Source organism: Marinobacterium arenosum, from assembly GCF_019795155.1.
Taxonomy (GTDB): domain Bacteria; phylum Pseudomonadota; class Gammaproteobacteria; order Pseudomonadales; family Balneatricaceae; genus Marinobacterium_C; species Marinobacterium_C arenosum.
In genome coordinates this window covers 87194-113377 of the sequence record NZ_JAILYN010000003.1, presented here as the reverse complement: position 1 = coordinate 113377, position 26184 = coordinate 87194, and the positions used below count along the sequence as shown (strand labels likewise).

General features: G+C 61.1%; 23 protein-coding genes and 6 tRNA genes. 15 read left to right on the top strand and 14 right to left on the bottom strand.

The window, feature by feature from the left end; genetic code table 11:
* Positions 1-72 precede the first annotated feature (72 nt).
* A complete protein-coding gene (locus K6T12_RS02405) occupies positions 73-471 on the top strand; it encodes a PA2817 family protein (RefSeq protein WP_222219106.1) in 399 nt (132 codons plus the stop codon).
* 203 nt (positions 472-674) lie between these two features.
* Here K6T12_RS02405 and K6T12_RS02400 read toward each other — a convergent pair.
* From K6T12_RS02400 to K6T12_RS02375, 6 genes are all read right to left on the bottom strand, one after another.
* Positions 675-750: transfer RNA gene (locus tag K6T12_RS02400), tRNA-Gly, on the bottom strand.
* 39 nt (positions 751-789) lie between these two features.
* Positions 790-865, bottom strand: a tRNA-Glu gene (locus K6T12_RS02395).
* 43 nt (positions 866-908) lie between these two features.
* Positions 909-984, bottom strand: a tRNA-Gly gene (locus K6T12_RS02390).
* A 26-nt stretch (positions 985-1010) separates the two neighbouring features.
* A tRNA-Glu gene (locus K6T12_RS02385) sits at positions 1011-1086 on the bottom strand.
* Between the two features lie 288 nt (positions 1087-1374).
* Positions 1375-1450 (bottom strand) — tRNA-Gly (locus K6T12_RS02380).
* A gap of 3 nt (positions 1451-1453) precedes the next feature.
* Positions 1454-1529, bottom strand: a tRNA-Glu gene (locus K6T12_RS02375).
* 146 nt (positions 1530-1675) lie between these two features.
* Here K6T12_RS02375 and K6T12_RS02370 point away from each other — a divergent pair.
* From K6T12_RS02370 to K6T12_RS02360, 3 genes are read left to right on the top strand one after another with little or no spacing between them, the layout of a single operon-like run.
* Entirely contained in the window at positions 1676-2419 is a 744-nt protein-coding gene (locus K6T12_RS02370) for a hypothetical protein (RefSeq protein ID WP_222219104.1), read from the top strand.
* 34 nt (positions 2420-2453) lie between these two features.
* Complete coding sequence (locus K6T12_RS02365; RefSeq protein WP_222219102.1) at positions 2454-3110, top strand: glutathione S-transferase family protein; 657 nt, start codon at positions 2454-2456, stop codon at positions 3108-3110.
* A 50-nt stretch (positions 3111-3160) separates the two neighbouring features.
* Entirely contained in the window at positions 3161-3646 is a 486-nt protein-coding gene (locus K6T12_RS02360) for a GAF domain-containing protein (RefSeq protein ID WP_222219101.1), read from the top strand.
* 223 nt (positions 3647-3869) lie between these two features.
* Here the strand turns inward: K6T12_RS02360 and K6T12_RS02355 are convergent, their stop codons facing one another.
* The 5 genes from K6T12_RS02355 to K6T12_RS02335 are packed head-to-tail and all read right to left on the bottom strand — an operon-like array spanning position 3870 to position 9911.
* On the bottom strand, positions 3870-4103 hold the full coding sequence (locus K6T12_RS02355) for a formate dehydrogenase subunit delta (protein WP_222219100.1): 234 nt from the start codon (positions 4101-4103) through the stop codon (positions 3870-3872).
* Between the two features lie 34 nt (positions 4104-4137).
* On the bottom strand, positions 4138-4980 hold the full coding sequence (fdhD, locus tag K6T12_RS02350; protein ID WP_222219099.1) for a formate dehydrogenase accessory sulfurtransferase FdhD: 843 nt from the start codon (positions 4978-4980) through the stop codon (positions 4138-4140).
* The gene (gene fdhF / locus K6T12_RS02345; protein WP_222219098.1) at positions 4980-7856 is read right to left on the bottom strand and encodes a formate dehydrogenase subunit alpha; all 2877 of its coding nucleotides are present in this window, start codon (positions 7854-7856) and stop codon (positions 4980-4982) included. The genes fdhD and fdhF overlap by 1 nt, the downstream gene beginning before the upstream one ends.
* Positions 7849-9420 (bottom strand): formate dehydrogenase beta subunit, encoded by a 1572-nt coding sequence (locus K6T12_RS02340; RefSeq protein ID WP_222219097.1) that lies wholly within the window; start codon positions 9418-9420, stop codon positions 7849-7851. The genes fdhF and K6T12_RS02340 overlap by 8 nt, the downstream gene beginning before the upstream one ends.
* Positions 9420-9911 carry a formate dehydrogenase subunit gamma gene (locus tag K6T12_RS02335; protein ID WP_222219096.1) on the bottom strand — a complete coding sequence of 164 codons (492 nt, stop codon included), beginning with the start codon at positions 9909-9911 and terminating at the stop codon, positions 9420-9422. The genes K6T12_RS02340 and K6T12_RS02335 overlap by 1 nt, the downstream gene beginning before the upstream one ends.
* Before the next feature lie 157 nt (positions 9912-10068).
* Here K6T12_RS02335 and K6T12_RS02330 point away from each other — a divergent pair, with 157 nt between their 5' ends.
* The 5 genes from K6T12_RS02330 to K6T12_RS02310 all read left to right on the top strand — a co-directional run bounded on the left by K6T12_RS02330 (position 10069) and on the right by K6T12_RS02310 (position 15175).
* Complete coding sequence (locus tag K6T12_RS02330; protein ID WP_222219095.1) at positions 10069-11148, top strand: substrate-binding domain-containing protein; 1080 nt, start codon at positions 10069-10071, stop codon at positions 11146-11148.
* A 242-nt stretch (positions 11149-11390) separates the two neighbouring features.
* On the top strand, positions 11391-12473 hold the full coding sequence (locus K6T12_RS02325; RefSeq protein ID WP_222219094.1) for a sensor domain-containing diguanylate cyclase: 1083 nt from the start codon (positions 11391-11393) through the stop codon (positions 12471-12473).
* Between the two features lie 199 nt (positions 12474-12672).
* Positions 12673-12897 (top strand): DUF1127 domain-containing protein, encoded by a 225-nt coding sequence (locus tag K6T12_RS02320; RefSeq protein ID WP_222219092.1) that lies wholly within the window; start codon positions 12673-12675, stop codon positions 12895-12897.
* A gap of 103 nt (positions 12898-13000) precedes the next feature.
* Positions 13001-14626 (top strand): cation:proton antiporter family protein, encoded by a 1626-nt coding sequence (locus tag K6T12_RS02315; protein WP_222219091.1) that lies wholly within the window; start codon positions 13001-13003, stop codon positions 14624-14626.
* A 120-nt stretch (positions 14627-14746) separates the two neighbouring features.
* Positions 14747-15175 (top strand): GFA family protein, encoded by a 429-nt coding sequence (locus K6T12_RS02310; protein WP_222219089.1) that lies wholly within the window; start codon positions 14747-14749, stop codon positions 15173-15175.
* A gap of 66 nt (positions 15176-15241) precedes the next feature.
* Here the strand turns inward: K6T12_RS02310 and K6T12_RS02305 are convergent, their stop codons facing one another.
* Complete coding sequence (locus K6T12_RS02305; protein ID WP_222219087.1) at positions 15242-16183, bottom strand: LysR family transcriptional regulator; 942 nt, start codon at positions 16181-16183, stop codon at positions 15242-15244.
* Between the two features lie 127 nt (positions 16184-16310).
* Between K6T12_RS02305 and K6T12_RS02300 the strand changes: the two genes are divergently transcribed.
* The 3 genes from K6T12_RS02300 to K6T12_RS02290 all read left to right on the top strand — a co-directional run bounded on the left by K6T12_RS02300 (position 16311) and on the right by K6T12_RS02290 (position 20427).
* Complete coding sequence (locus K6T12_RS02300; protein ID WP_222219085.1) at positions 16311-17726, top strand: acetyl-CoA carboxylase biotin carboxylase subunit; 1416 nt, start codon at positions 16311-16313, stop codon at positions 17724-17726.
* A 28-nt stretch (positions 17727-17754) separates the two neighbouring features.
* Positions 17755-19551: a sodium-extruding oxaloacetate decarboxylase subunit alpha gene (oadA, locus tag K6T12_RS02295; RefSeq protein WP_390878856.1), complete on the top strand. Its 1797-nt coding sequence runs from the start codon at positions 17755-17757 to the stop codon at positions 19549-19551.
* A gap of 393 nt (positions 19552-19944) precedes the next feature.
* Positions 19945-20427, top strand: a complete 483-nt coding sequence (locus K6T12_RS02290) for an acyloxyacyl hydrolase (RefSeq protein ID WP_222219081.1) — start codon at positions 19945-19947, stop codon at positions 20425-20427.
* 38 nt (positions 20428-20465) lie between these two features.
* Here K6T12_RS02290 and K6T12_RS02285 read toward each other — a convergent pair whose 3' ends face one another.
* Positions 20466-21344: a LysR family transcriptional regulator gene (locus tag K6T12_RS02285; protein ID WP_222219079.1), complete on the bottom strand. Its 879-nt coding sequence runs from the start codon at positions 21342-21344 to the stop codon at positions 20466-20468.
* Positions 21345-21489: 145 nt separating this feature from the next.
* Between K6T12_RS02285 and K6T12_RS02280 the strand changes: the two genes are divergently transcribed.
* Entirely contained in the window at positions 21490-22263 is a 774-nt protein-coding gene (locus K6T12_RS02280; RefSeq protein WP_222219077.1) for a ferredoxin--NADP reductase, read from the top strand.
* A gap of 67 nt (positions 22264-22330) precedes the next feature.
* On the opposite strand, the gene K6T12_RS02275 is transcribed toward K6T12_RS02280, so the two are convergent.
* Positions 22331-22840, bottom strand: a complete 510-nt coding sequence (locus K6T12_RS02275) for a Spy/CpxP family protein refolding chaperone (RefSeq protein WP_222219075.1) — start codon at positions 22838-22840, stop codon at positions 22331-22333.
* Between the two features lie 1011 nt (positions 22841-23851).
* Here K6T12_RS02275 and K6T12_RS02270 point away from each other — a divergent pair.
* Together K6T12_RS02270 and K6T12_RS02265 are read left to right on the top strand one after the other, a co-directional pair.
* Complete coding sequence (locus K6T12_RS02270) at positions 23852-24874, top strand: amino acid ABC transporter substrate-binding protein (RefSeq protein ID WP_222219073.1); 1023 nt, start codon at positions 23852-23854, stop codon at positions 24872-24874.
* 108 nt (positions 24875-24982) lie between these two features.
* Positions 24983-26182 carry an amino acid ABC transporter permease gene (locus K6T12_RS02265; protein WP_222219071.1) on the top strand — a complete coding sequence of 400 codons (1200 nt, stop codon included), beginning with the start codon at positions 24983-24985 and terminating at the stop codon, positions 26180-26182.
* The last annotated feature ends 2 nt before the right edge of the window (positions 26183-26184 follow it).

Genomic DNA, 26184 nt, shown 5'->3' with positions numbered 1-26184 from the left:
AGCGACCAGTTTCAAGCGTTACAGGCCGGATTAAGGTAAAATTGCCGGCCGCCAAGCAGAAGTGAGTCAACCATGAGCCTCGATTATCGCAGTTTTCACCTCAATCTTTTATCCCACGCCTACAACAATCTGTTGCGCAGCCATCCGTTTGACGATGATGCGATGAGCGCGGAAGATGCCGATTTCCTGCAGGGATTGCATGACTTGATCGAGGCGGGCCAGTCTGAACAGGCGGATTTCATCGATCGCGGCCAGGCGCTGCTCGCCACTCTGGTGCGCCGCTACCCGGAACATGTGCCACTGGTACCGCGCGACCTGTTCTGGTTCTTCGGCGGCGAATGCCTGCACTTCATGCCCGACGAGGAGATCGCGCTATTCCAGCTGCTGGACGAACAGCGCTTCGATGCGGAGCGGGCCGGCGAGCCATTCAATTACGAGGAAGCCCGCGCCAATATCAAGGGACTGCATTGATCAGCCATCAGCTAAACGCTTTGCGAAAACCAGCCAAGCGGCTGGTTTTTTTGTGCCTTGAGTTACCCGCCTAAAGCTGGCGCTCGCGAAGGGCTGACGAAGTCGCCCCGGCAGGACAAACCAGATAGCAAGAGATGAAGACGCCAGGTTCGAAGCGCGTATAAACGAAAAAAGCAGCCTCGAGGCTGCTTTTTTCCGGAATCTGGAGCGGGAAACCGGGTTCGAACCGGCGACCTCAACCTTGGCAAGGTTGCGCTCTACCAACTGAGCTATTCCCGCGACTCTTTAATGATACCTTAAAGCATATCTTAAAGAGAGTGGCGTCCCATAGGGGGTTCGAACCCCTGTTACCGCCGTGAAAGGGCGGTGTCCTAGGCCACTAGACGAATGGGACGCTGCGGACACTTTTCACCGTGTCTGTCATCCCCTGAGGGGATTGGAGCGGGAAACCGGGTTCGAACCGGCGACCTCAACCTTGGCAAGGTTGCGCTCTACCAACTGAGCTATTCCCGCGACTCTTTAATCAATCTTAAAGAGAATGGCGTCCCATAGGGGGTTCGAACCCCTGTTACCGCCGTGAAAGGGCGGTGTCCTAGGCCACTAGACGAATGGGACGCAAACACCATTTTGTGGCTTTCCTCGTTGAGGAGGCGCGAATACTAAGGACCTGAACGGCCTCCGTCAACACCTTTTTTAACTTTTTTATCAACTGGATAGCTTTCACTCAGCTATTAGCTGGAAGCGATAAGCCGCAAGCTGCCCAGCGAGAGGAATCAGCTTGAAAACCAGCCCGATCCCTCCCGATATACCCCCGGCCCTCAGGCGCCGCGATTACAGACGAACAGGGAATGACCAGGGCCAGAAACGAAAAAACCAGCCACTAGGGCTGGTTTTTCTGGAATTTGGAGCGGGAAACCGGGTTCGAACCGGCGACCTCAACCTTGGCAAGGTTGCGCTCTACCAACTGAGCTATTCCCGCAAATGGCGTCCCATAGGGGGTTCGAACCCCTGTTACCGCCGTGAAAGGGCGGTGTCCTAGGCCACTAGACGAATGGGACGCTGCAGCCACTGCCTCAGCAGCGGTGCGTATAATATGGATTACTCATTGATTCGTCAAGCTTTTTTTAACGTTAATCGACTATCAAATCAGCCCCTTTTTAGTTAGGGTAACAGCTGCACAAAATATCCACTGGAAGAAGCTGCCATGGGGCCGACCGAAACGGGCCTGTTGATTCTTACTGGCGTCGCCATTCTGGCCGTTGTCGCCTTTGTGGCGCAGAACATCGAGAACACCAAACGCGAACGGCATCTGAAACTGATGCGGCTGCGCGATAACGTACGCCGGGCCGACCACCTGCTCAGCAGTTTTCCGGCGCTACTGCTGACCTTCGAGCTGAAGAAGCTGTTGGCCCGCTATCTGCAGCAGCAATGGCAAGCCATTCTGGAACTCGAAAACAGCGAAGAGAATCAACGCCAGCTAAAACGCGTGGTGGATATCGGCAATCAGAAGCCCGCTCCAATCCCCCATCCGGAAGGCTCGCTGACCGCCTTTGCGTCGCCGGCCGAGGCCGCCCAGGCACAGAGCCTGCTGCGCGAACAGGCCCAGTTCATCAACGATATCGAGAAGCGCGGCGAACTCCCCGCCCAGGCGGCCCGGGGGTATCTGGTACAGGTCAAACGCGCCTATACCCGCGCGTCCATCGAATTGGAGATCTGGGAAGCGATCGAGATCGAGCGGATGACCGGCAGTGAAGCCTCGCTGCCGAAGCTGCGCGGCTGCTTCATGAAGCTGGAGCGCCTGAACCATGACCAGTCGCTCGACCGCCAGCTGTACGAGCTGCGCACCCATATCGCCAAGCTAACCCAGATGAAGGAAGAAACCGACCGCCAGTGGGCGGAGGAGCGCAAGCGGGAAGCGGAAGCGGAGCGCAAGAAATTCCCCTCCTGATCGACCAATAACAAGACGATAGAAGGAGCTTGAGATGAGTCTGACCCTGCACGGCGTGGCGCTATCCCCCTTCGTCCGTAAAGTCCGGGTGGTGCTAGCCGAAAAACAGCTGGCCTACCAGATGAAAACGGTGGTGCCCTATATGACCCGCGAGGAGTACGCCGAGATCAACCCGCTACGGCGGGTGCCGGCACTGCAGGATGGCGACACCACACTGGCCGATTCCGCCGTTATCGCCCACTACCTGGACGCCAAGTACCCCGTGCACCCGCTGATGCCGGAGGCGATCGACGGCCGCGCCCGTTGCGAGTGGCTGGAAAAATTCGGCGACTATGAACTGGCCCAGAACGCCACCTTCGCGCTGTTCTACCAGACATTGGTCGCGCCAACCCTCGGCAAACAAACGGATCACGCAGTCGTCGAAAAGGCTTTGAACCACACACTTCCGCCACTGCTGGATTACCTGGAACAACAGCTGACCGACCGGGAATGGCTGGTCGACAACCGGTTCGGCCTGGCCGATATCGCCATCGCCAGCCAGTTGATCAATATGGGCTACGCCGGCTATCCGCTGGATGACAGCCGCTGGCCGCAACTGGCCAGCCACCTGAACCGCTGCTGCGCCCGGCCAAGTTTCGCCGAGCTGCTGCCGGAGGAGCAGCAGGTGCTGGGCAAGCTGAAAGCCCGCTAAACCCTGCCGCCGCAAACACCCGATCTCCTGCCACGAAGGAACCTTTAACGATGGCCGAACAGCTATTTTTTGATCCCGATGCCGCCAAAGAGCAGCGCTACGCGTCCCTGATCCCGCAGATCGAGGCGCTGGTTGGCGGCGAGGACGATCTGATCGCCAACCTGGCCAATATCAGCGCGGCGCTGAAGGAAGCGATGGGGTTCTTCTGGGTCGGCTTCTATCTGGTGAAAAAGAACGACATGCTGGTGCTCGGCCCGTTCCAGGGGCCGATCGCCTGCACCCGCATTCCGAAAGGGCGCGGCGTCTGCGGTGCCGCGTTCGAACGCGGTGAAACCATCCTGGTGCCGGACGTGGATGCGTTCCCGGGCCATATCGCCTGCAGCTCGGCGTCACGTTCCGAGATCGTGCTGCCGGCAATGAAGGATGGCGAGGTAAAGCTGATCCTGGACGTGGACAGCGACCGGCTGGATGATTTCGATGCGGTCGACCAACGCTACCTGGAACAGCTGATGCGAGTTATCGAAAGCACGCTCTGATTTTTTCAGATATCCGCTTCTTTCAGCACAGGCTGCAGCGGGCTCATAACAGAGATCCGCAGTTGCCAGCCCTGCAACCTCCCCGGGGCGCCATCGCCGCAGGCGGTTGCGGAGCCCTGCGGGCACCTGGTCGAGTGATACCCACAGGGCACCAGCCCAGCCGCTTACGTGAACAGCATTAATCCAAAGGCGGCCCTATGGCTTTTCATATTGCTTTATTAAATTAAACGCTTGCCTCGCCGACCAGCTCCACCGCCCGGCGGGCGACCGGCGACAGCTGATCGCCGCCCTGCTGCAGGTATGCACTGATCTGCTGCTTCATTGGCCGCGCCCAGAACTTGCGGATATGACCGGCGACCATGGTGGCGGCGGACTCTACATCGTCATGATGCAGGTTGTTGGCAGCGATCTGGTTGATCATCCGGACCAGATGGTCCTGCTGGGATGGATGGCTCATCGACGACTCACTCCTGACTTATTCTTTGCATTCTTTAAGCGTTCGATCCGAGCGCCTGGTTATAGATCATATGGCGCCCCTGGCGGGCGAAGCCGATCAGGTTAACACCGGCCTGCTCTGCCTGGCGGATCGCCAGCGCGGTCGGCGCCGACACCGCCACCAGCGTGGCAATGCCGACCGCGGCCGACTTCTGCACCATCTCGTAACTGGCCCGGCTGGAAACCAGCGCGAAGCCCTGCAACGGGTCGATCCCCTGTCCATACAAGGCCCCAACCAGTTTATCGAGCGCATTGTGTCGACCGACATCCTCACGCACCAGCCGGATCTCGCCGGCCAGATCACACCAGGCCGCGCCATGACAGGCGCCGGTCAGCGCCTGCAACGGCTGCCAGTCGGCCAGCTGGGCCAACGCCCGCTGCACCGCCTGATCGGACGGCAGCGGCTGAGCCGAAACCGGACTGATCGGCCGGATCGCCTGCTGCAACGATTCGGTACCACAGAGACCGCAGCCGGTACGGCCGGCCAGGTTGCGGCGACGCTCTTTCAGCGCCGCCATCCGGCCGGCGGCAATAGTCAACTGGACTTCATAACCCTCATCATGCGGCTCCAGTTCAACCGAGTAGAGCTCGGCCGGGCTGGCCAGGATCCCCTCGCTGAGGCTGAAGCCCAGCGCGAAATCCTCCAGATTGCACGGACTGGCCATCATCACCACATGGGAGATGCCGTTGTAGACCAGCGCCACCGGATACTCCTCGGCCACCTGATCGACGTAGCGCTCGGAGAGCGTCCCCTCCCCCCGCTGCCAGCTGCGTACCTCGACGCTGCGACAGCCTTCGGGATCGGGGGCCGCTAGCGGCCGCACAGAGGGCTGTGCCATCAGTGCGGCTCCGCACTACGCCGGCGTCCTGCACGCAGCAGCGTTTGCTGCTGTTCGTTGAAGGACCGGTAGCGCTGCTGCCAGTGCGACGGCTGGGTCACTTTCTCGACCTGCACCGCGGTCACCTTGTACTCCGGACAGTTGGTCGCCCAGTCGGAGTTGTCGGTGGTGATCACGTTGGCGCCGCTGCCCGGATGATGGAAGGTGGTATACACAACCCCCGGCTGCATCCGCTCGCTGACCTGCGCCCGCATCACCGTTTCACCGGCCCGGCTGCTGATCCCCAGCCAGTCGCCATCATTGATGCCACGCTCCTCGGCGTCGTGCGGATGGATCTCCAGCACATCCTCGTCATGCCAGACCTGGTTGTCGGTGCGCCGGGTCTGGGCGCCGACGTTGTACTGGCTGAGAATGCGGCCGGTGGTCAGCAGCAGCGGGAAGCGGCGGCTGGCGCGCTCTTCGGTGGCGACATATTCGGTGATCGCAAAATGCCCCTTACCGATCGGGAAATCCTCCACGTGCATGATCGGCGTGCCGTCCGGGTGCTGCTCGTTGCAGGGCCACTGGATACTGCCGAGCTGCTCCAGCTTGTCGTAGCTGACCCCGGTGAAAGTCGGCGTCAGGCTGGCGATCTCGTCCATGATTTCGGACGGGTGGCTGTAGTTCATCGGGTAGCCCAGCGCGTTGGACAGCGCCTGGGTCACCTGCCAGTCCTCCATGCCGGCCAGCGGCGGCATCACCTTGCGTACCCGGTTGATACGTCGCTCGGCGTTGGTGAAGGTACCGTTCTTCTCCAAGAAGCTGGCACCCGGCAGCAACACATGGGCGAACTTGGCGGTCTCGTTCAGGAAGATATCCTGCACCACCAGGCACTCCAGCGACCCCAGCGCCGCTTCCACATGCTGGGTGTTCGGATCGGACTGGGCAATGTCCTCGCCCTGCACGTAGAGTGCCTTGAAGGTGCCCTCGATCGCCGCGTCGAACATATTGGGAATGCGCAATCCCGGCTCGTCGTCGAGCTGGACGCCCCAGGCCTGCTCGAAGCGCTGGCGCACCGCATCGTCGGCGACATGCTGGTAACCCGGCAGCTCGTGCGGGAAGGAGCCCATATCGCAGGAGCCCTGCACGTTGTTCTGGCCACGCAGCGGGTTGACACCAACACCTTCGCGGCCGAGGTTGCCGGTGGCCATCGCCAGGTTGGCAATGCCCATCACCATGGTCGAGCCCTGGCTGTGTTCGGTCACGCCCAAGCCGTAGTAGATCGCCGCGTTCGGTACCGAGGCATAGAGCCGCGCCGCCTCGCGCACCTTGGCCGCCGGCACGCCGGTGATTGATTCACTGGCTTCCGGCGAGTTGCGCGCTTCGCTGATGAACTCGCGCCACTGCTGGTAAGCTTCCGGCTCGCAACGGCTTTCGATAAAGGCGCGATCCTCCAGCCCTTCTGTAATCACCACGTGGGCCAGGGCGTTGATCAATGCCACGTTGGTACCCGGCCGCAGCGGCAGGTGGTGCGACTCGCCCAGGTGCGGCGTATTCAGCAGGTCGATGTCGCGCGGGTCGGCGACGATCAGCTTGGCGCCTTGACGCAGCCGGCGGCGGGCCAGCGAGCCGAATACCGGATGGGCATCGGTCGGGTTGGCGCCGATCACCATGATCAGATCGGCCTGCATCACCGAGTCGAAGGTCTGGGTGCCGGCCGACTCGCCCAGCGTGGTCTTCAGACCGTAGCCGGTCGGCGAGTGGCAGACCCGGGCACAGGTATCTGTATTGTTGTTGCCGAAGCCGGCACGGATCAGTTTCTGCACCAGATAGGTTTCTTCGTTGGTGCAGCGCGACGAGGTGATGCCGCCGACACTCTCGCGACCGTACTTGGCCTGCACCGCCTTGATACGGTCGGCGGCGAACTCCAGCGCCTCCTGCCAGGAGACGGCGCGCCAGGGCTGGTCGATGGAGTCGCGGATCATCGGCTCGGTGATCCGGTCCTTATGGGTGGCGTAACCGAACGCGAAGCGCCCCTTGACGCAGGAGTGGCCGTGGTTCGCCTCGCCACCTTTATAGGGCACCATGCGGATCACCTGATCGCCCTTCATCTCGGCCTTGAACGAGCAGCCGACACCGCAGTAAGCACAGGTGGTCACCACCGAGTGCTCCGGCTGGCCCTGCTCGATCACGTTGTTCTCCATCAGCGTGGCGGTCGGGCAACTCTGCACGCAGGCACCGCAGGAAACGCAGTCTGATTCGAGGAACGGCTGGTCCTGGCCGGCCGCCACCTTGGAGTCGAAGCCACGCCCCTGGATGGTCAGTGCGAAGGTGCCCTGCACCTCCTCACAGGCGCGTACGCAGCGGGAGCAGACGATGCACTTGCTGGGGTCGAAGGTGAAATAGGGGTTGGACTCATCCTTCGGCGCCGACAGGTGGTTCTCGCCGTCGAAACCGTAGCGCACCTCGCGCAGGCCGACCGCACCGGCCATATCCTGCAGTTCGCAGTTGCCGTTGGCCGGGCAGGTCAGGCAGTCCAGCGGGTGATCGGAGATATAGAGCTCCATGATATTGCGACGCAGCTTGCCCAGCTTGTCGTTCTGGGTGGTCACCTGCATCCCCTGCTCCACCGGCGTGGTGCAGGAGGCGGGATAGCCGCGCCGGCCTTCGATCTGGACCGCACAGAGCCGGCAGGAGCCGAACGCTTCCAGGTTGTCGGAGGCACAGAGTTTCGGAATGTTGATATCCGCCAGTGCAGCGGCACGCAGCACCGAGGTGCCCTCCGGCACCGATACCTCGACACCGTCGATATTCAGGGTCACCAGCGTCTGCGACAGGCTGGCCGGGGTGCCGTAATCCTTGTTGGGGTCGGCCTTGGGGTTAAAGTATTCAACCATGATCTGCCTCCCGGCCTTGCGGGTTAAAGTCTTCAGGGAAGTGGGTCAGTGCCGAGCGCACCGGGTACGGCGTCATGCCGCCCATCGCGCAGAGCGAGCCGAACTCCATGGTGTCGCAAAGATCGCCCAGCAACTCCAGATTCTGCTCAGGCCGCTCGCCGTTGCGGATCCGGTCGATCACCTCGACACCGCGGGTCGAGCCGATCCGACAGGGGGTACACTTGCCGCAGGACTCCTCGACGCAGAACTCCATCGAAAAACGGGCCTGTTCGGACATATCGACAGTATCGTCGAACACCACTACCCCGCCGTGCCCCAATACCGCGCCAACCGCCGAGAAGGCTTCGTAATCGAGCGGCGTATCCCACTGGCTCTCCGGCAGGTAGGCACCGAGCGGGCCGCCCACCTGTACCGCCCGGATCGGTCGACCGGAGGCGGTGCCGCCGCCGAACTCTTCCATCAGTTCACGCAGGCTCATACCGAACGCCAATTCGATCAGCCCGCCGCGCTCGATGTTGCCGGCCAGCTGCATCGGCAGAGTGCCGCGCGAACGGCCCATGCCGTAGTCGGCGTAGGCCTGACCGCCCTCCGCCAGGATGAACGGCACCGCGGCCAGCGACAGCACGTTGTTAACCACCGTCGGCTGACCGAACAGACCGACCAGTGCCGGCAGCGGCGGCTTGGCGCGCACCAGGCCGCGCTTACCCTCCAGGCTCTCCAGCAGCGAGGTCTCCTCGCCACAGATATAGGCGCCGGCGCCGAGCCGCACCTCCAGTCGGAAGGTACGGCCGCTGCCGAGAATATTCTCGCCAAGGAAACCGGCCGCTTCGGCCTTTTCGATCGCCTGGTCCAGAATCCGGTGCGCCACCGGGTACTCGGAGCGCAGGTAGATGTAGCCCTGGTCGGCACCGACCGCCAAGCCGGCGATGGTCATCCCCTCGATCAGCATGTAGGGATCAGCTTCCATCACCATCCGGTCGGCAAAGGTACCGGAATCGCCTTCGTCGGCGTTGCAGACGATATATTTCTGGGTTTGCTCCCCGTCCGGCTGGGCATCGAGCACCGTCTGCCACTTGATGCCGGTCGGGAAGGCGGCGCCGCCACGACCGCGCAGGCCGGAAGCCTTGACCTCGTCGACGATCGCCTGCGGACTCGACTGCAGCGCCTTGCGCAGCCCCTTGAAGCCATCATGGGCCTGGTAATCTTCCAGCGACAGCGGATCGGTGATACCGGCGCGGGCGAAGGTCAGCCGCTGCTGCTTAGCCAGATAGGGGATCTGCTCGGTCAGCCCCTGGCAGAGCGGGTGTTCCTGCCCGCCGCTCAGCAGGCCGGCGTCGAACAGCTCCTTGACATCGCGCACTGCGACCGGGCCGTAGGCGACCCGCCCCTCGGCGGTTTCCACCTCCACCAGCGGTTCCAGCCAGAACAGGCCGCGTGAACCGTTGCGGACAACCTCCACCGCCGCACCGCGCTCAGCGGCCTCGGCCGCAATCTCAGCGGCCACCTTATCGGCGCCCAATGCCAGCGCGGTGGTATCGCAAGGTACGAAAATCTTCAGGCTCATCATTTCACCTCCAGCGGCACAGTGGTCAGCTCATCGACCAGCTGATCGAAACGGGTCGCATCGACCCGGCCGACGATCTCGTCGCCCACCCGTACAGACGGCCCGCAGGCACAGTTGCCCAGGCAGTAGACCGGTTCCAGGCTGAACTCCCGATCCGGGCTGGTCTGGTGGTAGCCGATCCCCAGCTTGGCCTTGGCATGGGCTTCCAGTTCGCGGGCACCGCGCGCCTGGCAGGCCTCGGCGCGGCAGATCTGCAGCTGATGACGGCCCGGCGGGCTGGTACGAAACTGGTGGTAGAAACTGATCACGCCGTGGATCTCGGCAGCGGTCTGCTGCAACGCCTCGGCAATCAGTGGCACCGCCTCGGAGGGGATATAACCCAACCGATCCTGGATACCGTGCAGGATCGGCAGCAGGGCACCGGGTTTGCTCTTGAGTTGATCGACAATAGTCGAGACCGCCGTGCGATCCGCTTCGGTAAGGCCGCTCATCTGTGCTCACCTTTTGGTTTTACTTATTTTTGTATTAAGACCGCCAAATATGAACTCAATTGCATATCTGACGAGCTTTTACTCGAATTAATTCGGTTCTTGTCGCCGTTAAAGGTAGCATTAGTGATCCGAGCGAAAAATATGAAAAAAAGTGCATATGTCCAGTTCCAAGCGCATCCATGTAGAACCCGCCTGGTCGTTCCGCGACGAACACGGCAATCGGCTCGATCCCAAGCTGTTCCAACTGCTCAATGCGGTCCACCAACACGGCAAGCTGACCGAGGCCGCCCAACAGGTCGGCATCTCCTACCGCCATGGCTGGAACCTGCTCAACAACTGGGCCGCGTTCTTCGGCAGCGAACTGGTGGCGCTGCAGAAAGGCAAAGGCGCCAGGCTGACGCCGCTGGGTGAGAAACTGCGCTGGGCGGAACAGCGGGTGGTGGCGCGGCTGGAACCACAGTTGAAAAGCCTGGCCTCGGAGTTGAACCTGGAGATTCAACGCAGCCTGGCCGGCGCCAGTCCGCTGCTGAAACTGCACGCCAGCCACGGCTATGCGGTGGAATTGCTGCCGGAGTATGCCGACAGCTTCCAGTTGGACCTGCAGTTTCGCAGTGCCGAAGAGGCACTGGCCGCATTGAACCGGGGTGCCTGCGACCTGGCCGGTTTCCACCTGCCGACCGAGACGCTAAGCGAAGCGCTGATCGACAGCTATAGCCGTCACCTGAAACCGCGCGTACACCGGGTGATCCGCTTTATCACCCGTTGCCAGGGGCTGATAGTCAAACCGGACAACCCACTGCAGATAACCCAGCTCGATGACCTGCAACGGGATGGGGTGCGCTTTATCAACCGGCAGAAAAACGCCGGCACCCGCGCCCTGCTGGACGAGTTGCTGCGCCGCGCCGGCATCGCCAGCGCGCGGATCGACGGCTACGACGACGAGGAGTTCACCCACTCGGCGGTGGCCGCCTACGTCGCCGCCGGCATGGCCGACGTCGGCTTTGGCGTCGAGGCCGCCGCCCGCCAGTTCAACCTGGATTTCATCCCGATCACCACCGAACACTACATGCTGGTCTGCCACAACCGCACGCTGCAGCAGGAAGCCACTCGCCGGCTGCTGACGATGCTCAGCAGCGAAGCCTTTCAGCAGGCGATCGAGCAGCTGCCCGGCTATCGGCTGGACCGCTGCGGCGAGGTGGTTCCCTTAAGCGAGGTATTTCCCTATGCCGGCAGCTGATCCCCTACGCCAATCCGCAATCGACCCGGGCAAAACATCCTTCGCAACAGATCTATCTTCTATACTGAGCGGACTAAGCCGTTGAACGGTGTTATTGGCGGGCCACTGCGCGCATCTGCAACAGCTCCCCATAAGCGGCGCTGATCTCTATACTCAGTTAACAACGGAGGCCAGCTCATCCCTTCCCGAGCGGCCTCCTGACGCAAGCACACAGGAAGTTCGCCTGATCATGGAGGTGGCAGTTGAAGCCGATCAACCTAGAAGTTGACCAATCGTTGTCAGACAGCCAGGCAGCCGCTGAGCATTATCTCAAGAGGGAACTCTATGAACTGGTCCGGCTCGAGCCGGCAGTATTCGAGTTCCTGCAAGCGGGATCGCTGGATGGCCTGTGGTATTGGGATATCGAGAACCCGGCCGTCGAATGGATGAGTCCGTCGTTTTGGACCCTGCTCGGCTACGATCCCGCCGAGAAGCAGCACTTGGCAGCGGAATGGCAGGATATTATCAACCCGGACGACCTTCAGCTGGCACTGCAAAACTTCGAGAAACACTGCCAGGCCCCTCACCACCCCTACGATCAAGTGGTGCGCTATCGCCACAAGGACGGCTCGACCGTCTGGGTACGCTGCCGCGGGATTGCGATACGTGATGCCAATGGCAAACCGATCCGGATGCTGGGGGCGCATAACGACTTGACTCCGCTCAAACGTACCGAACAACTCCTCAGAGAAAAGAACAGGCAACTGGAGAAACTCGCCCGCGAGGATTACCTCACCTCGCTGTACAATAGGCGGGCCTTTTACGAACACTTTGAAAGCCAACTGCGTATCTCGATTCGCGAGCGCTTGCCGATCTCCATAGCGCTTATCGACATCGATCACTTCAAACAGATCAATGACAGCCTGGGGCATCAGAAGGGTGATGAAGTCTTATGCACGCTCGCCAGACTGCTGGAAGCCAATTCCAGGGACAGTGACACCCTCGCCCGCTTTGGCGGGGAAGAGTTCATCGTATTGATGTTTGACGCGGACCGGCAGGACGGCCTGAAAGCCGCAGAGAGGCTACGACAGTGCGTTGAAGAGAGCGCCATGGCGCAGACCAGTCTGACGGTCAGCATAGGCGTCTCCAGCCATCAGCAGCCGGACCCGGTAAGCGGGGATATCGACGCTCCCCGTCTTTGCAACCGCATTATCGCCAAGGCGGACCAAGCGCTTTACCGCGCCAAGCGGGCGGGCCGAAACAAAATTGCCCACTTTGACGATGACACTTGTGAGGACCACATTTGCGACACGCTCGCTCGGAGCCTAACCCAGCAGGCAGGTTAAACAGTCGAGACACAGGCTGACGCCCGCATCAGGGGTGATGCGAATCTCTTCGGCCCCGGCTGCGGGCCGCCCCCTTGATAGCGACGCCAATAGGCCGCCAGTTAAGTTATTCTTATTCACTCTCAGAATATATCGTTTGCCCATCCAGCCCTCAGGGCAGATCATCCTCCTGACTAGCGCATTAAAAGGAGGAAAGGCCATGTCCTGCACCGTATCCAACTGCCAAACCCCTGCCACCAAGTTAAGCCTGGCTTCACTGATAAAAGGTTACTGGCGGGCCTGGCGGCGCCAGCTCTGCCGTTGGCGCAGAAACAGCCATGGCCGCCACCAGCTGGCCCAACTGGACGACCGGCTGCTGCGGGATATCGGCCTCAGCCGGCATGACGCCGAGCAGATTAGCCGGAAACCGTTCTGGCGGGAATGAGCCCCAGCCCCCAGCCGATATCGACTTTCGCCAAGCCCTGCCCACAGCACGGTGTTGCTGTGGTACATTGCCCAGCCGTACTGGCCAAAGATCGATATCGTCTATGGAATTTATCTGGGTATTGTTTGCATTTATCTGCGGGTTCGGCGTCAAGCTGCTGGCGCTGCCGCCACTGATCGGGTTCCTGTTCGCCGGCTTTCTGCTGCACTTCATCGGCGTCGAGCCGACCGCCAGCCTGGACACCCTGGCGGACCTGGGGATCACGCTGATGCTGTTTACCATCGGCCTGAAACTGCATGTCGGCGACCTGCTGAAACGTGAGGTCTGGGCCAGCACCCTGTCCCATATGACGTTGTGGACACTCCTGTTTGGCTCGTTGACGCTGTTGCTGGCCTCACTGGCCGCGCCCTATTTCACCGACATCGACCTCAAGTCCGCCGCCCTGCTCGGCTTCGCGCTGAGCTTCAGCAGCACCGTCTGCATCGTCAAGCTGCTGGAGGAGAGCGGCGAGATGAAGACCCGCCACGGCCAGTTGGCGATCGGGGTGCTGGTGATGCAGGATATCGCGGCGGTGCTGTTCCTGGTGTTCGCCACCGGCAAGGTGCCGTCGATCTGGGCGCTCGGTCTGCTGGGGCTGCTACTGGTGCGGCCGCTGCTCGGCACACTGCTGCAGCGGGCCGGCCACGGCGAACTGCTGCCACTGACCGGCTTTTTCCTGGCATTGGGCGGCTATGAGTTGTTCAACCTGGTCGGCGTCAAGGGCGACCTGGGCGCGCTGATCTTCGGCATGCTGCTGAGCAGCCACCCCAAGGCCAGCGAGCTGACCAAATCACTGCTCAGCTTCAAGGATATCTTCCTGATCGGCTTCTTCCTGTCGATCGGCTTCACCGCGCTGCCGGACTGGTCGATGCTGTCGATGGCGCTGCTGCTGGCGGTCCTGCTCCTGGTGAAGTTCCTGCTGTTCTTCCTGACCTTCGCCCGGCTGCGGCTACGCGGCCGCACCTCCTACCTGGCCGCGCTGGCATTGAGCAACTTCAGCGAGTTCGGCCTGATTGTCGCCGCATTGAGCGTGGACGCCGGCTGGCTGTCCAAGGAGTGGCTGGTGATCCTGGCGCTGGCGGTGTCGATCTCGTTCATCCTGACCAGCGCACTGTACCGCTCGGCCCACCGGGTCTACATGACCCACAAGGCGTTGATCAAGCGCCATGAACACCCGCAGCGGCTGCGGGAGGACGTGTTTGAACAGCCGGCCAATGCCGAGATTCTGGTGATCGGCCTGGGCCGGGTCGGCAAGGGCGCGTTCAAGGCGCTGCAATCGCTGGCCGACGAGCGGGTCTGCGGCATGGATGCCGATCGCAACCGGATCAAGCGGCTGCAGGCCAAGGGGATGAACGTGTTCTACGGCGACGGCGAGGACGCCGATCTCTGGGAGCGCTTTGACACCGCCAGCATCAAGCTGGTATTGCTGGCACTGCCGTCGATCGACGACAGCCGCAACATCACCCAGCAGCTGCGTAACGGCCAATACGACGGCCAGATCGCCGCGATCGCCCGCTACGAGGATGAACGGGATGCGCTGCAGGCAGCCGGTATCGACAAGGTATTCAACTTCTACACCGAGGCCGGCTCCGGCTTCGCCGAGGAGAGCCTGCAACTGATCGGCCTGCAATCGGACCGAAACCCGCCGGCCGAAGATGAAACCCGCTCGGCACAGGCGGTGGCCGGCTGATGTCCGGCCGGGCCGGCAGTTGCCGGCCCGATATCGGAGAAGCCGTCCGCTCGCCGGCGACCATTCCGATATACTGAGGGGACGGAAATCGCCCCAACGACAACCAGCAAGGAGGTTAAGATGTCAGATACGTTTGAAGCCAGCGGCAGCTGCCTGTGCGGCGCCACCCGATTGACCGCCAAAGCCACCAGCCGCAGCGTCGGCGCCTGCCACTGCGGCATGTGTCGCAAATGGACTGGCGGACCGCTGTTGGCGGTCGATTGCGGTACCGAGGTCAGCCTGGAAGGCGGCGAGAATATCGCCTGCTACGCATCGTCAGACTGGGCCGAACGCGGATTCTGCAAGCAGTGCGGTAGCCACCTGTTCTACCGGCTCAAGCAGAGCGGCCAGTACATCGTACCCGCAGGACTGCTGGACGGTGACGCGGCGCTCCATTTCGACCACCAGATTTTCATCGACCGCAAGCCGGACTACTACAGCTTCGCCAACCCGACCGAGGATATGACCGAAGCGGAGGTGTTCGCCAAATACATGCCGCCATCGACCTAACGCCAAGACGGCCGGAGGGCGGCTTCCGCCCTCTCCATCCCTATTTCGTCCCTCTCCCTGTTGCATTCAGGGCTGCGCAAACATCTTGCCGAACAGCGCGATATTCTCTTGGATATAGCCTAGGAAGGCATTCATCACCGGTGTCGGATGCTTGCCCTTCGGGTATACCGTGCACCAGGAGCGACGCAACGGAAAACCGTCCAACGGTAGAACCCGCACCCGCCCCTGGGCCAGCTCATTCTGGCAACTGAGCCGCGGCAGCACCGCCACGCCGAGACCGGCCAGCACCGCGTGCAGCACCGCGGCGTTCGAGCCCAGCTCCATGCAATCGGGCAACCGCAGGCGTTGTTCGGCACAGTATGCCTCCAGCGCCAGCCGCGTACCGGAGCCCGGTTCGCGCAGGATCAGCCCACCATCCAGGAACGCCTTCACATCGGGCGTTGCCTCGTCGAGCAACCGGTGATCCGCCGGCACCACCGCCACCATCTCGTTGTCGAGAAACGGCATGAAGGTCAGCGAGCGGTCCTGCGGCACCATCCCCATGATCACCAGGTCGTCGGTATTCGCGGCCAGCCGATCCAGCGCCTGGGCCCGGTTGACCACCCGCATCCGCACGTTGATCTGCGGATGCAGATCGAGGAACCCCTTCAGCAGCCGGGGTACCACATACTGGGCGGTACTGACCGCTGCCAGTCGCAGCTCCCCCCGCACCTGGCCGGCCAGTTCGGCGATCTCCATCTGCAACCGTTCCAGTTCACTGAAGATGTTGCGGGTTGCCAGCGCCAGGGCGTCGCCGGCCTGGGTGCGGTATAGCCGCTTGCCGATATATTCGAACAGCGGCTCACCCAGCGCACTCTCCAGCTGGCGGACCTGGGCACTGACCGCCGGTTGGGTCAGTCCCAGCTCCTCTGCAGCCTTGCTGTAGCTGTTGAGGCGGTGAACCGCCGTGAAAACCTGCAGCTGACGAAACGACAGCCGGTTGAGCAGTGGTTGAAGCTTCGAAGCCATAAAAAAATGCCATCCGCCGTTATCTATAACGTTTTACTTATAACAAACCTAACAAATATCAATTTTTGCTTCGCAAGGGAATCGACTAACGTCTTTAGACATGTACACGCCTACCCGGAGGAGCGGCATGTTAAAGAAAATCCTGATCGCCAATCGTGGCGAAATTGCAGTCCGCATCGTGCGCGCCTGCGCCGAGATGGGGATTCGCTCGGTCGCGATCTACACCGATCCCGACCGCTATGGCCTGCACGTCAAGCGGGCCGATGAAGCCTACTTTATCGGCGACGACCCGCTGGCCGGCTATCTGGATCCACGCCGACTGGTCAACCTGGCGGTTGAAACCGGCTGCGACGCGATCCACCCAGGCTACGGCTTCCTGTCGGAAAACGCCGACCTGGCGCGGATCTGCGCAGAGCGCGGCATCACCTTCATCGGCCCGAGCGCCGAGGTGATCGCCCGGATGGGTGACAAGACCGCCGCCCGCGCCAGCATGATCGCCGCCGGTGTACCGGTCACTCCGGGTAGCGACGGCAACCTGAAAGACCTGGACGAAGCGCTGAGCGTGGCCGCCGAGATCGGCTACCCGGTGATGCTGAAAGCCACCTCCGGTGGTGGCGGCCGCGGCATCCGCCGCTGCGATTCGGCCGAAGACCTGCGCCAGCAGTACCCGCGGGTGATCTCCGAAGCCACCAAGGCATTCGGTTCCGCCGAGGTGTTCCTGGAAAAATGCATCGTCGACCCGAAGCATATCGAGGTGCAGATTCTGGCCGACAGTCAGGGCAACGTGGTGCACCTGTTCGAGCGCGACTGCTCGATCCAGCGGCGCAACCAGAAGCTGATCGAGATCGCACCCAGCCCGCAGCTGACCGAAGAACAACGCGGCTACGTCGGCGAGCTGGCGGTCAAGGCCGCCCAGGCGGTCGGTTATGAGAACGCCGGCACCGTGGAGTTCCTGCTGGCCGGCAACGAAGTCTACTTCATGGAGATGAACACCCGGGTGCAGGTGGAGCACACCATCACCGAGCAGATCACCGGCGTCGACATCGTGCGCGAACAGATCCGGGTGGCTTCCGGCCTGCCGCTGAGTTACCGCCAGGAGGATATCCAGTACCGCGGCTTTGCGATCCAGTTCCGTATCAACGCCGAGGACCCGAAGAACGACTTCCTGCCGAGTTTCGGCCGGATCACCCGGTACTATGCGCCGGGCGGCCCCGGCGTGCGTACCGATACCGCGATCTACAGCGGTTACACCATCCCGCCCTATTTCGACTCGATGTGCCTCAAACTGGTGGTCTGGGCGTTGACCTGGGAGGAAGCACTCAACCGCGGCAGCCGGGCGCTGGCCGATATGCGACTGCAGGGGATCAAGAACACCTCGCTGTACTACGAGCAGATCCTGCAGCATCCGCAATTCCGCAAGGGTGACTTCAACACCAGCTTCGTGCCCAGCCATCCGGAGCTGCTGAACTATTCCGAGAAGCGTCGCCCGCGCGAAGTTGCGCTGGCCATCGCGGCTGCCATGGCCGGCTACACCGGCCTGTAAGCGACAGAGTCCACAGGAGATGAATAAGATGACTAAAGTCCACGTTACCGATGTGATCCTGCGCGACGCTCACCAGTCGCTGATCGCCACCCGCATGCGCACCGAGGATATGCTGCCGATCTGCGACAAGCTCGACCAGGTCGGCTACTGGTCGCTGGAGGTCTGGGGCGGCGCCACCTTCGACGCCTGCGTGCGCTTCCTGAAGGAAGATCCCTGGCAGCGCCTGCGCCAGCTGAAACAAGCCCTGCCGAACACCCGCCTGCAGATGCTGCTGCGCGGCCAGAACCTGCTCGGCTACCGTCACTACGCCGACGATGTGGTCGAGGCATTCGTGCAGAAAGCCGCCGACAACGGCATCGACGTATTCCGCGTATTCGACGCGTTGAACGACCTGCGCAACCTGGAAACCGCGATGAAAGCGGTCAAGAAAGCCGGCAAGCACGCCCAGGGCACCATCTGCTATACCACCAGCCCGGTCCACACCTCCGAACTGTTCGTCAAGCAGGCCCAGCAACTGAAAGCGATGGGTGCCGACTCCCTCGCGATCAAGGACATGGCCGGCCTGCTGACCCCCTATGCCGCCTATGACCTGGTACGCGCCATCAAGGATGCGGTCGACCTGCCGCTGTTCATCCACAGCCACGCCACCGCCGGCCTGGCCGCCCAGTGCCAGCTGAAGGCGATCGAAGCCGGTGCCGAGCATATCGATACCGCGCTGTCCGCCTTCGCCTGGGGCACCAGCCACCCGGCCACCGAATCCCAGGTCGCCGCGCTGAAAGGCACCCAGTGGGATACCGGCCTGGACCTGGCGCTGCTGGCCGAGATCACCCAGTACTTCCGCGAAGTACGCAAGAAATACCACCAGTTCGAAAGCGAGTTCACCCGCGAAGACGTGTCGGTACAGATCAACCAGGTCCCGGGCGGCATGATGTCCAACCTGGCCAACCAGTTGAAGGAACAGAACGCACTGAACCGCATCCAGGAGGTGTTCGACGAGATCCCGCGGGTACGCCAGGACCTCGGCTACCCGCCACTGGTCACCCCGACCTCGCAGATCGTCGGCACCCAGGCGGTACTGAACGTGCTGGCGGGCGAGCGCTACAAGACCATCACCAACGAGGTGCGCCGCTACCTGCAGGGCGGCTACGGTCAGCCGCCGGCCGAGGTCGACGCCAAGCTGCGTACCCAGGCGATCGGCAATGAACCGGTGATCGACGAGCGTCCGGCCGACCGGCTGAAACCGGAAATGGCCGCCCTGCGCGAAGCGATCGGCTCGCTGGCCGAGAGCGACGAGGATGTGCTGACCTACGCGATGTTCCAGGATATCGGCAAGCAGTTCCTTGAGGAGCGCGCCGCCGGCACCCTGCAGCCGGAACCGCTGCAGCCGCCCGCCGCAGCCGGCCGGCCGCATGACGAAGGGGTGGCGACCGAGTTCAAGCTCGACGTGCACGGCGAAACCTACGAGGTGGCGATCACCGGCGTCGGCGGCAAGGACAGCGCCAAGCGCAGTATCTTCCTGACCGTCGACGGCGTGCCCGAAGAGGTGGTACTGGAGCCGATCGGCAGCTTTGCCGGCGCCAGCGAAAGCGGCCGCGGCAAGGCCACCAGCCCGGGCCATATCACCACCGCGATGCCGGGCAATATCGTCGAGGTGCTGGTCAAGGAGGGCGATACCGTCAACGCCGGCCAGCCGGTACTGGTCACCGAGGCGATGAAGATGGAAACCGAAGTGCAGGCGACCATCGCCGGCACCGTTAAAGCGGTCTATGTCGAGAAGGGCGACCGGGTCACCCCGGGCGAGATCCTGGTCGACATCGAAGGCTAAACCGATCAGCCAACGCCACCGGTCCTCAGCACCGGTGGCGCCCCTTCGGCCGCTCCGCCAGGCGCGGCCACTTTTGTTCCGCCAACCGGACTGCCCGCTCCCACCCTGCTCTCACCGCGACCGGAATTGGATGAATCAACCCTATTGGCGCAGAGCAATGCTTGTCGATTAATGGCATCCGACGGTTGTTAGTCGAACCCGCGGCCGCTTTCTTACAAACTTTTTCAGGCGTGGCTTAACACCTTAGTATCTTTCCGGCGTGCGCTATTGCTGGTCATTTCAGTTTTGCGGTCTATAAAGGTTTGGGTAGGGTGAAAGCGTCGTACCTGGTTCCGGAGGCGCGTCATCGATCAGTTTGCAGGCCAGACACTCTGCGCCTCAAGGAGGATTTGAATGATTAAGCGAGCAACGATCTTTGCAACATTGCTGGCGGCCGGCTTCAGCCCCTGGCTGCAGGCTGGCTCACTGGTGCTGGGCGGCGGCGCCATCGCCGACCTGGATAATGACGCCAAGCCCTTGCTGCAGCTGGCATATGAGGCCGAACCTCAGGATGCATGGTGGAGCGTGCAGCCCTATGGCGAACTGTTGGTTAGCGAGCATAGCACCAGCTATCTGGGGTTGGGGCTGCAGAAGGCATTCCCGCTGTCGGACCACTGGGACTGGGGCCTGGGCATCAACGCCGGCTACTATCATTCCAACGATCATCAGCTCGATCTCGGCTATGACGTGGAATTCAGGTCACGCCTGTTTGTCGATTATCGGCTCGATCAACAACAGCGAGTCCGCCTGGAGATCGGTCATATCTCCAATGCCGAGCTGGGCGATGACAACCCCGGTACCGAGGTACTGCTGATCGACTGGATACGCGCTCTTTAACTGCCGCTCCCAGCCGGCACATTGAGCGTAGACGCTTATCAAGCCTGCCGGCAGAGCTCGATCCAGCGCTCGATGCCGGCGCTGTGATACTTGTGGCGATGCATGATCAGGTAGAACTGACGACTGAAGTCGCGCCCCGCCACCGACAGCGGCACCAGCGTCTGGCGCTGAAACTCCTCCCGCAGGGCGATCCGCGACAGGCAACCGATCCCCAGGCCAGCCGCCACCGCCCGCTTGATCGCCTCAGTCTGCTCCAGCTCCAGCAGAATATTCAGTTCCGGCAACAGGCCGTGCAGCGCGTGGTCGAAGGTTTGCCGGGTGCCGGAGCCCGGCTCACGCAGGATCCAATTGGCAGACAGCAGATCGGTATCGCTCAGCCGAGGTTTCCCGGCCAGCGGATGGTCCGGCGCGCAGAACACCGCCAACTCATCGCCACGCCAGGGCTGAATCTCAAGCTCAGGGTGCTGAATCTCACCCTCGATCAGGCCGATATCCAGGTCAAAGTTGGCCACCCGGGCGGCGATGGTCGAGGTGTTCGCCACCTGCAGCTGCGGCCGGGCGCCGGGATACTCGGCCATATAGCGGGCGATCAGCCCCACCGCCAGATAATCGCCGATGGTCAGCGTGGCACCGATCTTCAACTGGCCGACCGCCTGGTGCTGGCTGAGATCCTGTTCCAGTGCCAGCGCCCGTTCCAGCAGCGATTCGGCCCTTGGTCGCAGCAGCCGGCCCAGCTCATTGATCTGCAGCCGCTTGCCAACCCGGTCAAACAGCTGGATATCGAACTGCTCCTCCAATTCTCGCAGCGCCCCGCTGGCGGCGGACTGGGACATCGACAAGCTCTCCGCCGCGCGGGTGATATTGTCGTAATGAGCCACTGCCAGGAACACCTGAAGCTGACGCAGGGTGTATTTCATATCCGCTTTTACCGATCGCTTTTACCGATAAGGGTTAGCTGAATTATCGTCTTTAACACTATGCTAGTCCCGGCTAGCATCTTCAACACAGGAATAGATTTTAATTTTTTTATAACTAAATTGAATAACCTAAGAGGAAAGTTCCATGGCAAGCATCGGCAGCGAAGAGGTCCTCAGCGTCCATCACTGGAACGATACCCTGTTCAGCTTCACCACCAGCCGCGACCCGGGCTTCCGTTTCAAGAACGGCCACTTCACCATGATCGGCCTGGAGCACGAGGGACGACCGCTGATGCGCGCCTACAGCATCGCCAGCGCCAACTATGAAGACCAGCTGGAGTTCTTCAGCATCAAGGTGCCGGACGGACCGCTGACCTCCAAGCTGCAGAAGATCAAGGTGGGCGACCAAATCCTGATCAGCCGCAAGCCAACCGGCACCCTGATCAACGACCACCTGCTGCCGGGCAAGCGGCTCTACCTGATCAGCACCGGCACCGGGCTGGCACCGTTTCTGAGCATCATCAAGGACCCGGAGATCTACGAGCAGTATGACCAGGTGATCCTGACCCACGGCGTCCGCTTCCGCTCTGAACTGGCCTACGCCGAGATAATCCAGAGTCACCTGCCAAACAACGAATATTTTGGCGATCTGGTAGCCGAGAAACTGATCTACTACCCGACCGTAACCCGCGAACCGTTCCACACCCAGGGCCGGCTGACCGAGTTGCTGGCGTCCGGCAAACTGACCCGTGACCTGGGCTTGCCCGAGCTCAGCGTCGAGGAGGACCGTTTCATGATCTGCGGCAGCCCCAGCATGCTCAAGGACACCTGCAGCATTCTGGACGAGATGGGCTTCATCGAGGCTCGCCATGGCGATCATGGCCACTACGTGATCGAACGGGCCTTTGTCGAACGATAAGTAGAATCATGACTCAGCATGCAGATCAGGCGGTTAACAACCGCCTGAATCCTGCACCAAAGCCACGTCAATCACGATAATAATCGCCGTATCGGCGCATCTGATGATGACGCTGCCTTTGTTCCTCGGTCAGAATACCGTGCATCTCACGATGCATTTGCGCCATCAGCTCGATCATCCGGCCATGCACCTCGCTCATCTCCATATAAGCTTCGCGCAACGCTTTCGGCTCCGGATCATCTTCCCCGTACAGTTCCATCATTTTCTGACCATGGCCGTGTAACGACTGCATCAGGTCCCAATGCTCCCTGGCATGGCGGCGCTGGATATCGGCAATCTGGGCCTGCTGCTTATCACTCAAGTCCAGGGCTCCGGCCATATAGGGCGAGATTTCGCCCATCATACCCTGGCCCCACATCATTCCATGACCATCCATCATGCCGAAGCCGCCCATAGCATGGCCACCCATCATGCCCTGGTCCTCCATCCCCGGACCATGGGCCTGTGCAGGCACAGCAACCAACCATGCGGCGATCAAAGCCCCACGGCAAAACCCGGCCAATAAACGCTGTCTCATAATCACCCCCTCACGAGTCGCAATTATCAGCATCATCTCTGACAATAACAGCCGGCCTTGTTGCCTGGGCCGGGCCCACACCGAATGAAACGCAATGCCACAAGACAAACCGCAATGGCAGTTCGGCCGCCAGACAATCTGCCGTGCATGTTGTTGAGAATAGCTTGTCGATCGGCTCAGGGGACAACGACACACCCAAACTTGATCACAATCAACCTTAAGCCGGGATAGCGGGCATCAGCAGGTGATAACCACAGCACCCGAATAGCATCGTTACCATTCGGCATGCAGCAATGCACAGTGGCCACTTTTTAAAAGGGAAGCCCGAATAATAGGGCAATCGCTTGATTAACAGGAGAGCCGGAAGAAAATTAGAATACTTTAAGGCAGGCGAGTGCAGACATCATATTAAAGCCCTGTACGCAGACTCCAAATAATGACATCCATACCGTTCGTCAATCACTAAAGCGCAGCGTTCATTAATACCCGACAGCAGAGCGCTACGAGCTAAATAGAAGTTAGACTTTAATTTTCACAATGCGTCAGGCTCCGTCCGATACATCGCTCCGATATTGGCCCATCATTGGTTGCCATACTGCCCCATCTGCTATTACAGAGCAATAGCTTTTGCGAGCTTCACGACACTGCCGTTTACTGAGGGACCGATACCCCTTACCGCCCCGATAGCCGGGCCCGGCGCAGAGAAACGAAAGATCAGGCAGCAGCGCCAAAGTGCACCACCATTAGCGCCAGAGTGCACCACTATCCGGTAACTGACCTTGCCATTACTGCAACCTTATTTCACAGGGTTGCTCCCCGCTATGATTTACCCGCAATATCTGCCAAATGGAATGTCGGTAATTCTCTAGCAAGTAGTTGACAACGAAGGCTTAAACGCCTTTGATGGTATGGCGTGGTCTGGAACAGCTTTTACTCGGAACCACAAAATAAAAATAATCGGCTAAACATGCCTGGTTTTGGCTAAAACAACACTCACTGAGGGAACGCCTAATGTTCAAAAAATCACTTCTGGCTACTGCGACAACCCTTTCAATTGCGCTTGCCTCCACCACCGCTTTTGCCGCCGGCACCCTGGACTCCGTTAAGGAACGCGGTCACCTGCAGTGTGGCGTCACCAGCGGCGTGCCCGGCTTCTCGGTACCCGATGACAAAGGCAACTGGAAAGGACTGGATGTGGATGTCTGCCGTGCAGTGGCCGCTGCGGTTTTGGGTGATGCGAGCAAAGTTAAATACATCCCGCTGACCGCGAAGGAGCGTTTCACCGCGTTGGCATCCGGCGAGATCGACGTACTGTCCCGGGTAACCACCTGGACCCTGAGCCGCGACACCCAGCTGGGTATCAACTTTGCCGGGGTGACCTACTATGACGGCCAGGGCTTCCTGGTGAAGAAGGACCTGGGCCTGAAAAGCGTTAAGGAACTCGACGGCGCCACCATCTGTGTCCAGTCCGGTACCACCACCGAACTGAACATGGCCGACTACTTCCGCACCCATGGCCTGCAACACACGCCGGTGGTATTCGATACCAACGAACAGGCGGCAACCAGCTTCGACACCGGCCGCTGTGACGCCTTCACCACCGACCTGTCCCAGGCATACGGCCTGCGCACCCGCATGAGCAATCCGGACTCCGTGGTCGCACTGCCGGAAGTGATCTCCAAGGAACCGCTCGGACCGGTGGTCCGCCAGGGTGACGACCAGTGGTTCAACATCGTCAAGTGGTCACTGAACGCGATGATCACCGCGGAAGAGCTCGGTGTCACCTCCGCCAACGTCGACCAGAAAAAATCCGACAACAACCCGAATGTCCAGCGTCTGCTGGGCGGCTCCGAAGGGTTGGCTAAAGGCATGGGCATCGGCGAAGACTGGGGCTACCAGATCGTCAAGCAGGTCGGTAACTACGGCGAATCCTTCGACCGCAACGTCGGCATGGGCTCTCCGCTGAAGATCGACCGTGGCCTGAACGCCCAGTGGAACCAGGGCGGCCTGCTGTACTCTCCGCCGATCCGCTGATAACCCGCAGCCACCGGCTTAAGACTGCAAACGCAACGTCCCGGCGGTCGCCGGGCCGTTGCCCTGTTTTCTAAAGGGTAACTCCCCTGTCGGGGCGGAGAACGTTAGATGCCACCTGATCTACAGAAAGATAAGGGTGCCGCATCGTCGGCACCGGAAGTAAAATTCTGGAATGATCCGGGCAAGCGGGCGCTGCTGTTTCAAGGCCTGCTGGTCGCAGCCATCCTGCTGTTCGCCTGGTTTATCATCTCAAACACCCTGAATAACCTCGAACAACGCGGTATCACCACCGGCTTCAGCTTCCTGTCCGAAACAGCCGGCTTCGGTATCCCGATGTCGCTGATCGAATACAGCGAGGCTTCCAGCTACGGCCGTACCTTCGTCGTCGGTCTGCTGAACACCATACTGGTTTCAGTGCTCGGTATTATTGCCGCCACCATCCTCGGCTTCATCATGGGGATCGCGCGACTGTCCGATAACTGGCTGGTTGCCAAACTGTCCAGCCTGTACATCGAGATCTTCCGCAACATCCCGCTGCTGCTGCAGATCTTCTTCTGGTACTTTGCCGTGCTGCGTACCCTGCCGTCACCGCGCCAGAGTATCGAGTTCCTCGGCAGCTACCTGAATATCCGCGGGCTATCGATGCCGGCACCGGTGCTGGAGGACGGCTTCGGTCTGGTGGGTATCGCGCTGGTGATTGCCGTCGTCGCGTCCGTGCTGCTGAGTCGCTGGGGCCATAAGCGTCAGGACGAGACCGGCCAGATCCTGCCAACCGGCTGGATCAGCTTCGGCCTGATCATCGGCCTGCCACTGCTGGCATTCTTCGCCGCCGGCATGCCGCTATCGCTGGATCACCCGGAACTGAGAGGCTTCAACTTCCGCGGCGGCATGACCCTGCTGCCGGAGCTGGTGGCCCTGTGGCTGGCACTGACCATCTACACCGGCACCTTCATTGCCGAGACGGTGCGGGCCGGTATCCTGGCGGTACCGCACGGTCAGCTGGAAGCGGCCTCAGCGCTAGGGCTGCCGAAAACCCGCACATTGCGGCTGATCATCATCCCGCAGGCGATGCGGGTGATCATCCCGCCACTGACCAGCCAGTACCTGAACCTGACCAAAAACTCCTCGCTGGCCACCGCCATCGGCTATCCGGACCTGGTGGCCGTGTTCGCCGGTACCACCCTGAACCAGACCGGCCAGGCGATCGAGGTGATCACGATGACCATGGCGGTCTACCTGACCCTCAGCATTCTGACCTCGATCTTCATGAACTGGTACAACAAGCGCATGTCGCTGGTTGAGCGTTAAGG

Bases quoted from the DNA above. Each gene is read 5' to 3' on its own strand.
- K6T12_RS02405 (WP_222219106.1), top strand. From the start codon at position 73: ATGAGCCTCGATTATCGCAGTTTTCACCTCAATCTTTTATCCCACGCC.
- K6T12_RS02370 (WP_222219104.1), top strand. From the start codon at position 1,676: ATGGGGCCGACCGAAACGGGCCTGTTGATTCTTACTGGCGTCGCCATT.
- K6T12_RS02365 (WP_222219102.1), top strand. From the start codon at position 2,454: ATGAGTCTGACCCTGCACGGCGTGGCGCTATCCCCCTTCGTCCGTAAA.
- K6T12_RS02360 (WP_222219101.1), top strand. From the start codon at position 3,161: ATGGCCGAACAGCTATTTTTTGATCCCGATGCCGCCAAAGAGCAGCGC.
- K6T12_RS02355 (WP_222219100.1), bottom strand. From the start codon at position 4,103: ATGAGCCATCCATCCCAGCAGGACCATCTGGTCCGGATGATCAACCAG.
- fdhD (WP_222219099.1), bottom strand. From the start codon at position 4,980: ATGGCACAGCCCTCTGTGCGGCCGCTAGCGGCCCCCGATCCCGAAGGC.
- fdhF (WP_222219098.1), bottom strand. From the start codon at position 7,856: ATGGTTGAATACTTTAACCCCAAGGCCGACCCCAACAAGGATTACGGC.
- K6T12_RS02340 (WP_222219097.1), bottom strand. From the start codon at position 9,420: ATGAGCCTGAAGATTTTCGTACCTTGCGATACCACCGCGCTGGCATTG.
- K6T12_RS02335 (WP_222219096.1), bottom strand. From the start codon at position 9,911: ATGAGCGGCCTTACCGAAGCGGATCGCACGGCGGTCTCGACTATTGTC.
- K6T12_RS02330 (WP_222219095.1), top strand. From the start codon at position 10,069: ATGTCCAGTTCCAAGCGCATCCATGTAGAACCCGCCTGGTCGTTCCGC.
- K6T12_RS02320 (WP_222219092.1), top strand. From the start codon at position 12,673: ATGTCCTGCACCGTATCCAACTGCCAAACCCCTGCCACCAAGTTAAGC.
- K6T12_RS02315 (WP_222219091.1), top strand. From the start codon at position 13,001: ATGGAATTTATCTGGGTATTGTTTGCATTTATCTGCGGGTTCGGCGTC.
- K6T12_RS02310 (WP_222219089.1), top strand. From the start codon at position 14,747: ATGTCAGATACGTTTGAAGCCAGCGGCAGCTGCCTGTGCGGCGCCACC.
- K6T12_RS02305 (WP_222219087.1), bottom strand. From the start codon at position 16,183: ATGGCTTCGAAGCTTCAACCACTGCTCAACCGGCTGTCGTTTCGTCAG.
- K6T12_RS02300 (WP_222219085.1), top strand. From the start codon at position 16,311: ATGTTAAAGAAAATCCTGATCGCCAATCGTGGCGAAATTGCAGTCCGC.
- oadA (WP_390878856.1), top strand. From the start codon at position 17,755: ATGACTAAAGTCCACGTTACCGATGTGATCCTGCGCGACGCTCACCAG.
- K6T12_RS02290 (WP_222219081.1), top strand. From the start codon at position 19,945: ATGATTAAGCGAGCAACGATCTTTGCAACATTGCTGGCGGCCGGCTTC.
- K6T12_RS02285 (WP_222219079.1), bottom strand. From the start codon at position 21,344: ATGAAATACACCCTGCGTCAGCTTCAGGTGTTCCTGGCAGTGGCTCAT.
- K6T12_RS02280 (WP_222219077.1), top strand. From the start codon at position 21,490: ATGGCAAGCATCGGCAGCGAAGAGGTCCTCAGCGTCCATCACTGGAAC.
- K6T12_RS02275 (WP_222219075.1), bottom strand. From the start codon at position 22,840: ATGAGACAGCGTTTATTGGCCGGGTTTTGCCGTGGGGCTTTGATCGCC.
- K6T12_RS02270 (WP_222219073.1), top strand. From the start codon at position 23,852: ATGTTCAAAAAATCACTTCTGGCTACTGCGACAACCCTTTCAATTGCG.
- K6T12_RS02265 (WP_222219071.1), top strand. From the start codon at position 24,983: ATGCCACCTGATCTACAGAAAGATAAGGGTGCCGCATCGTCGGCACCG.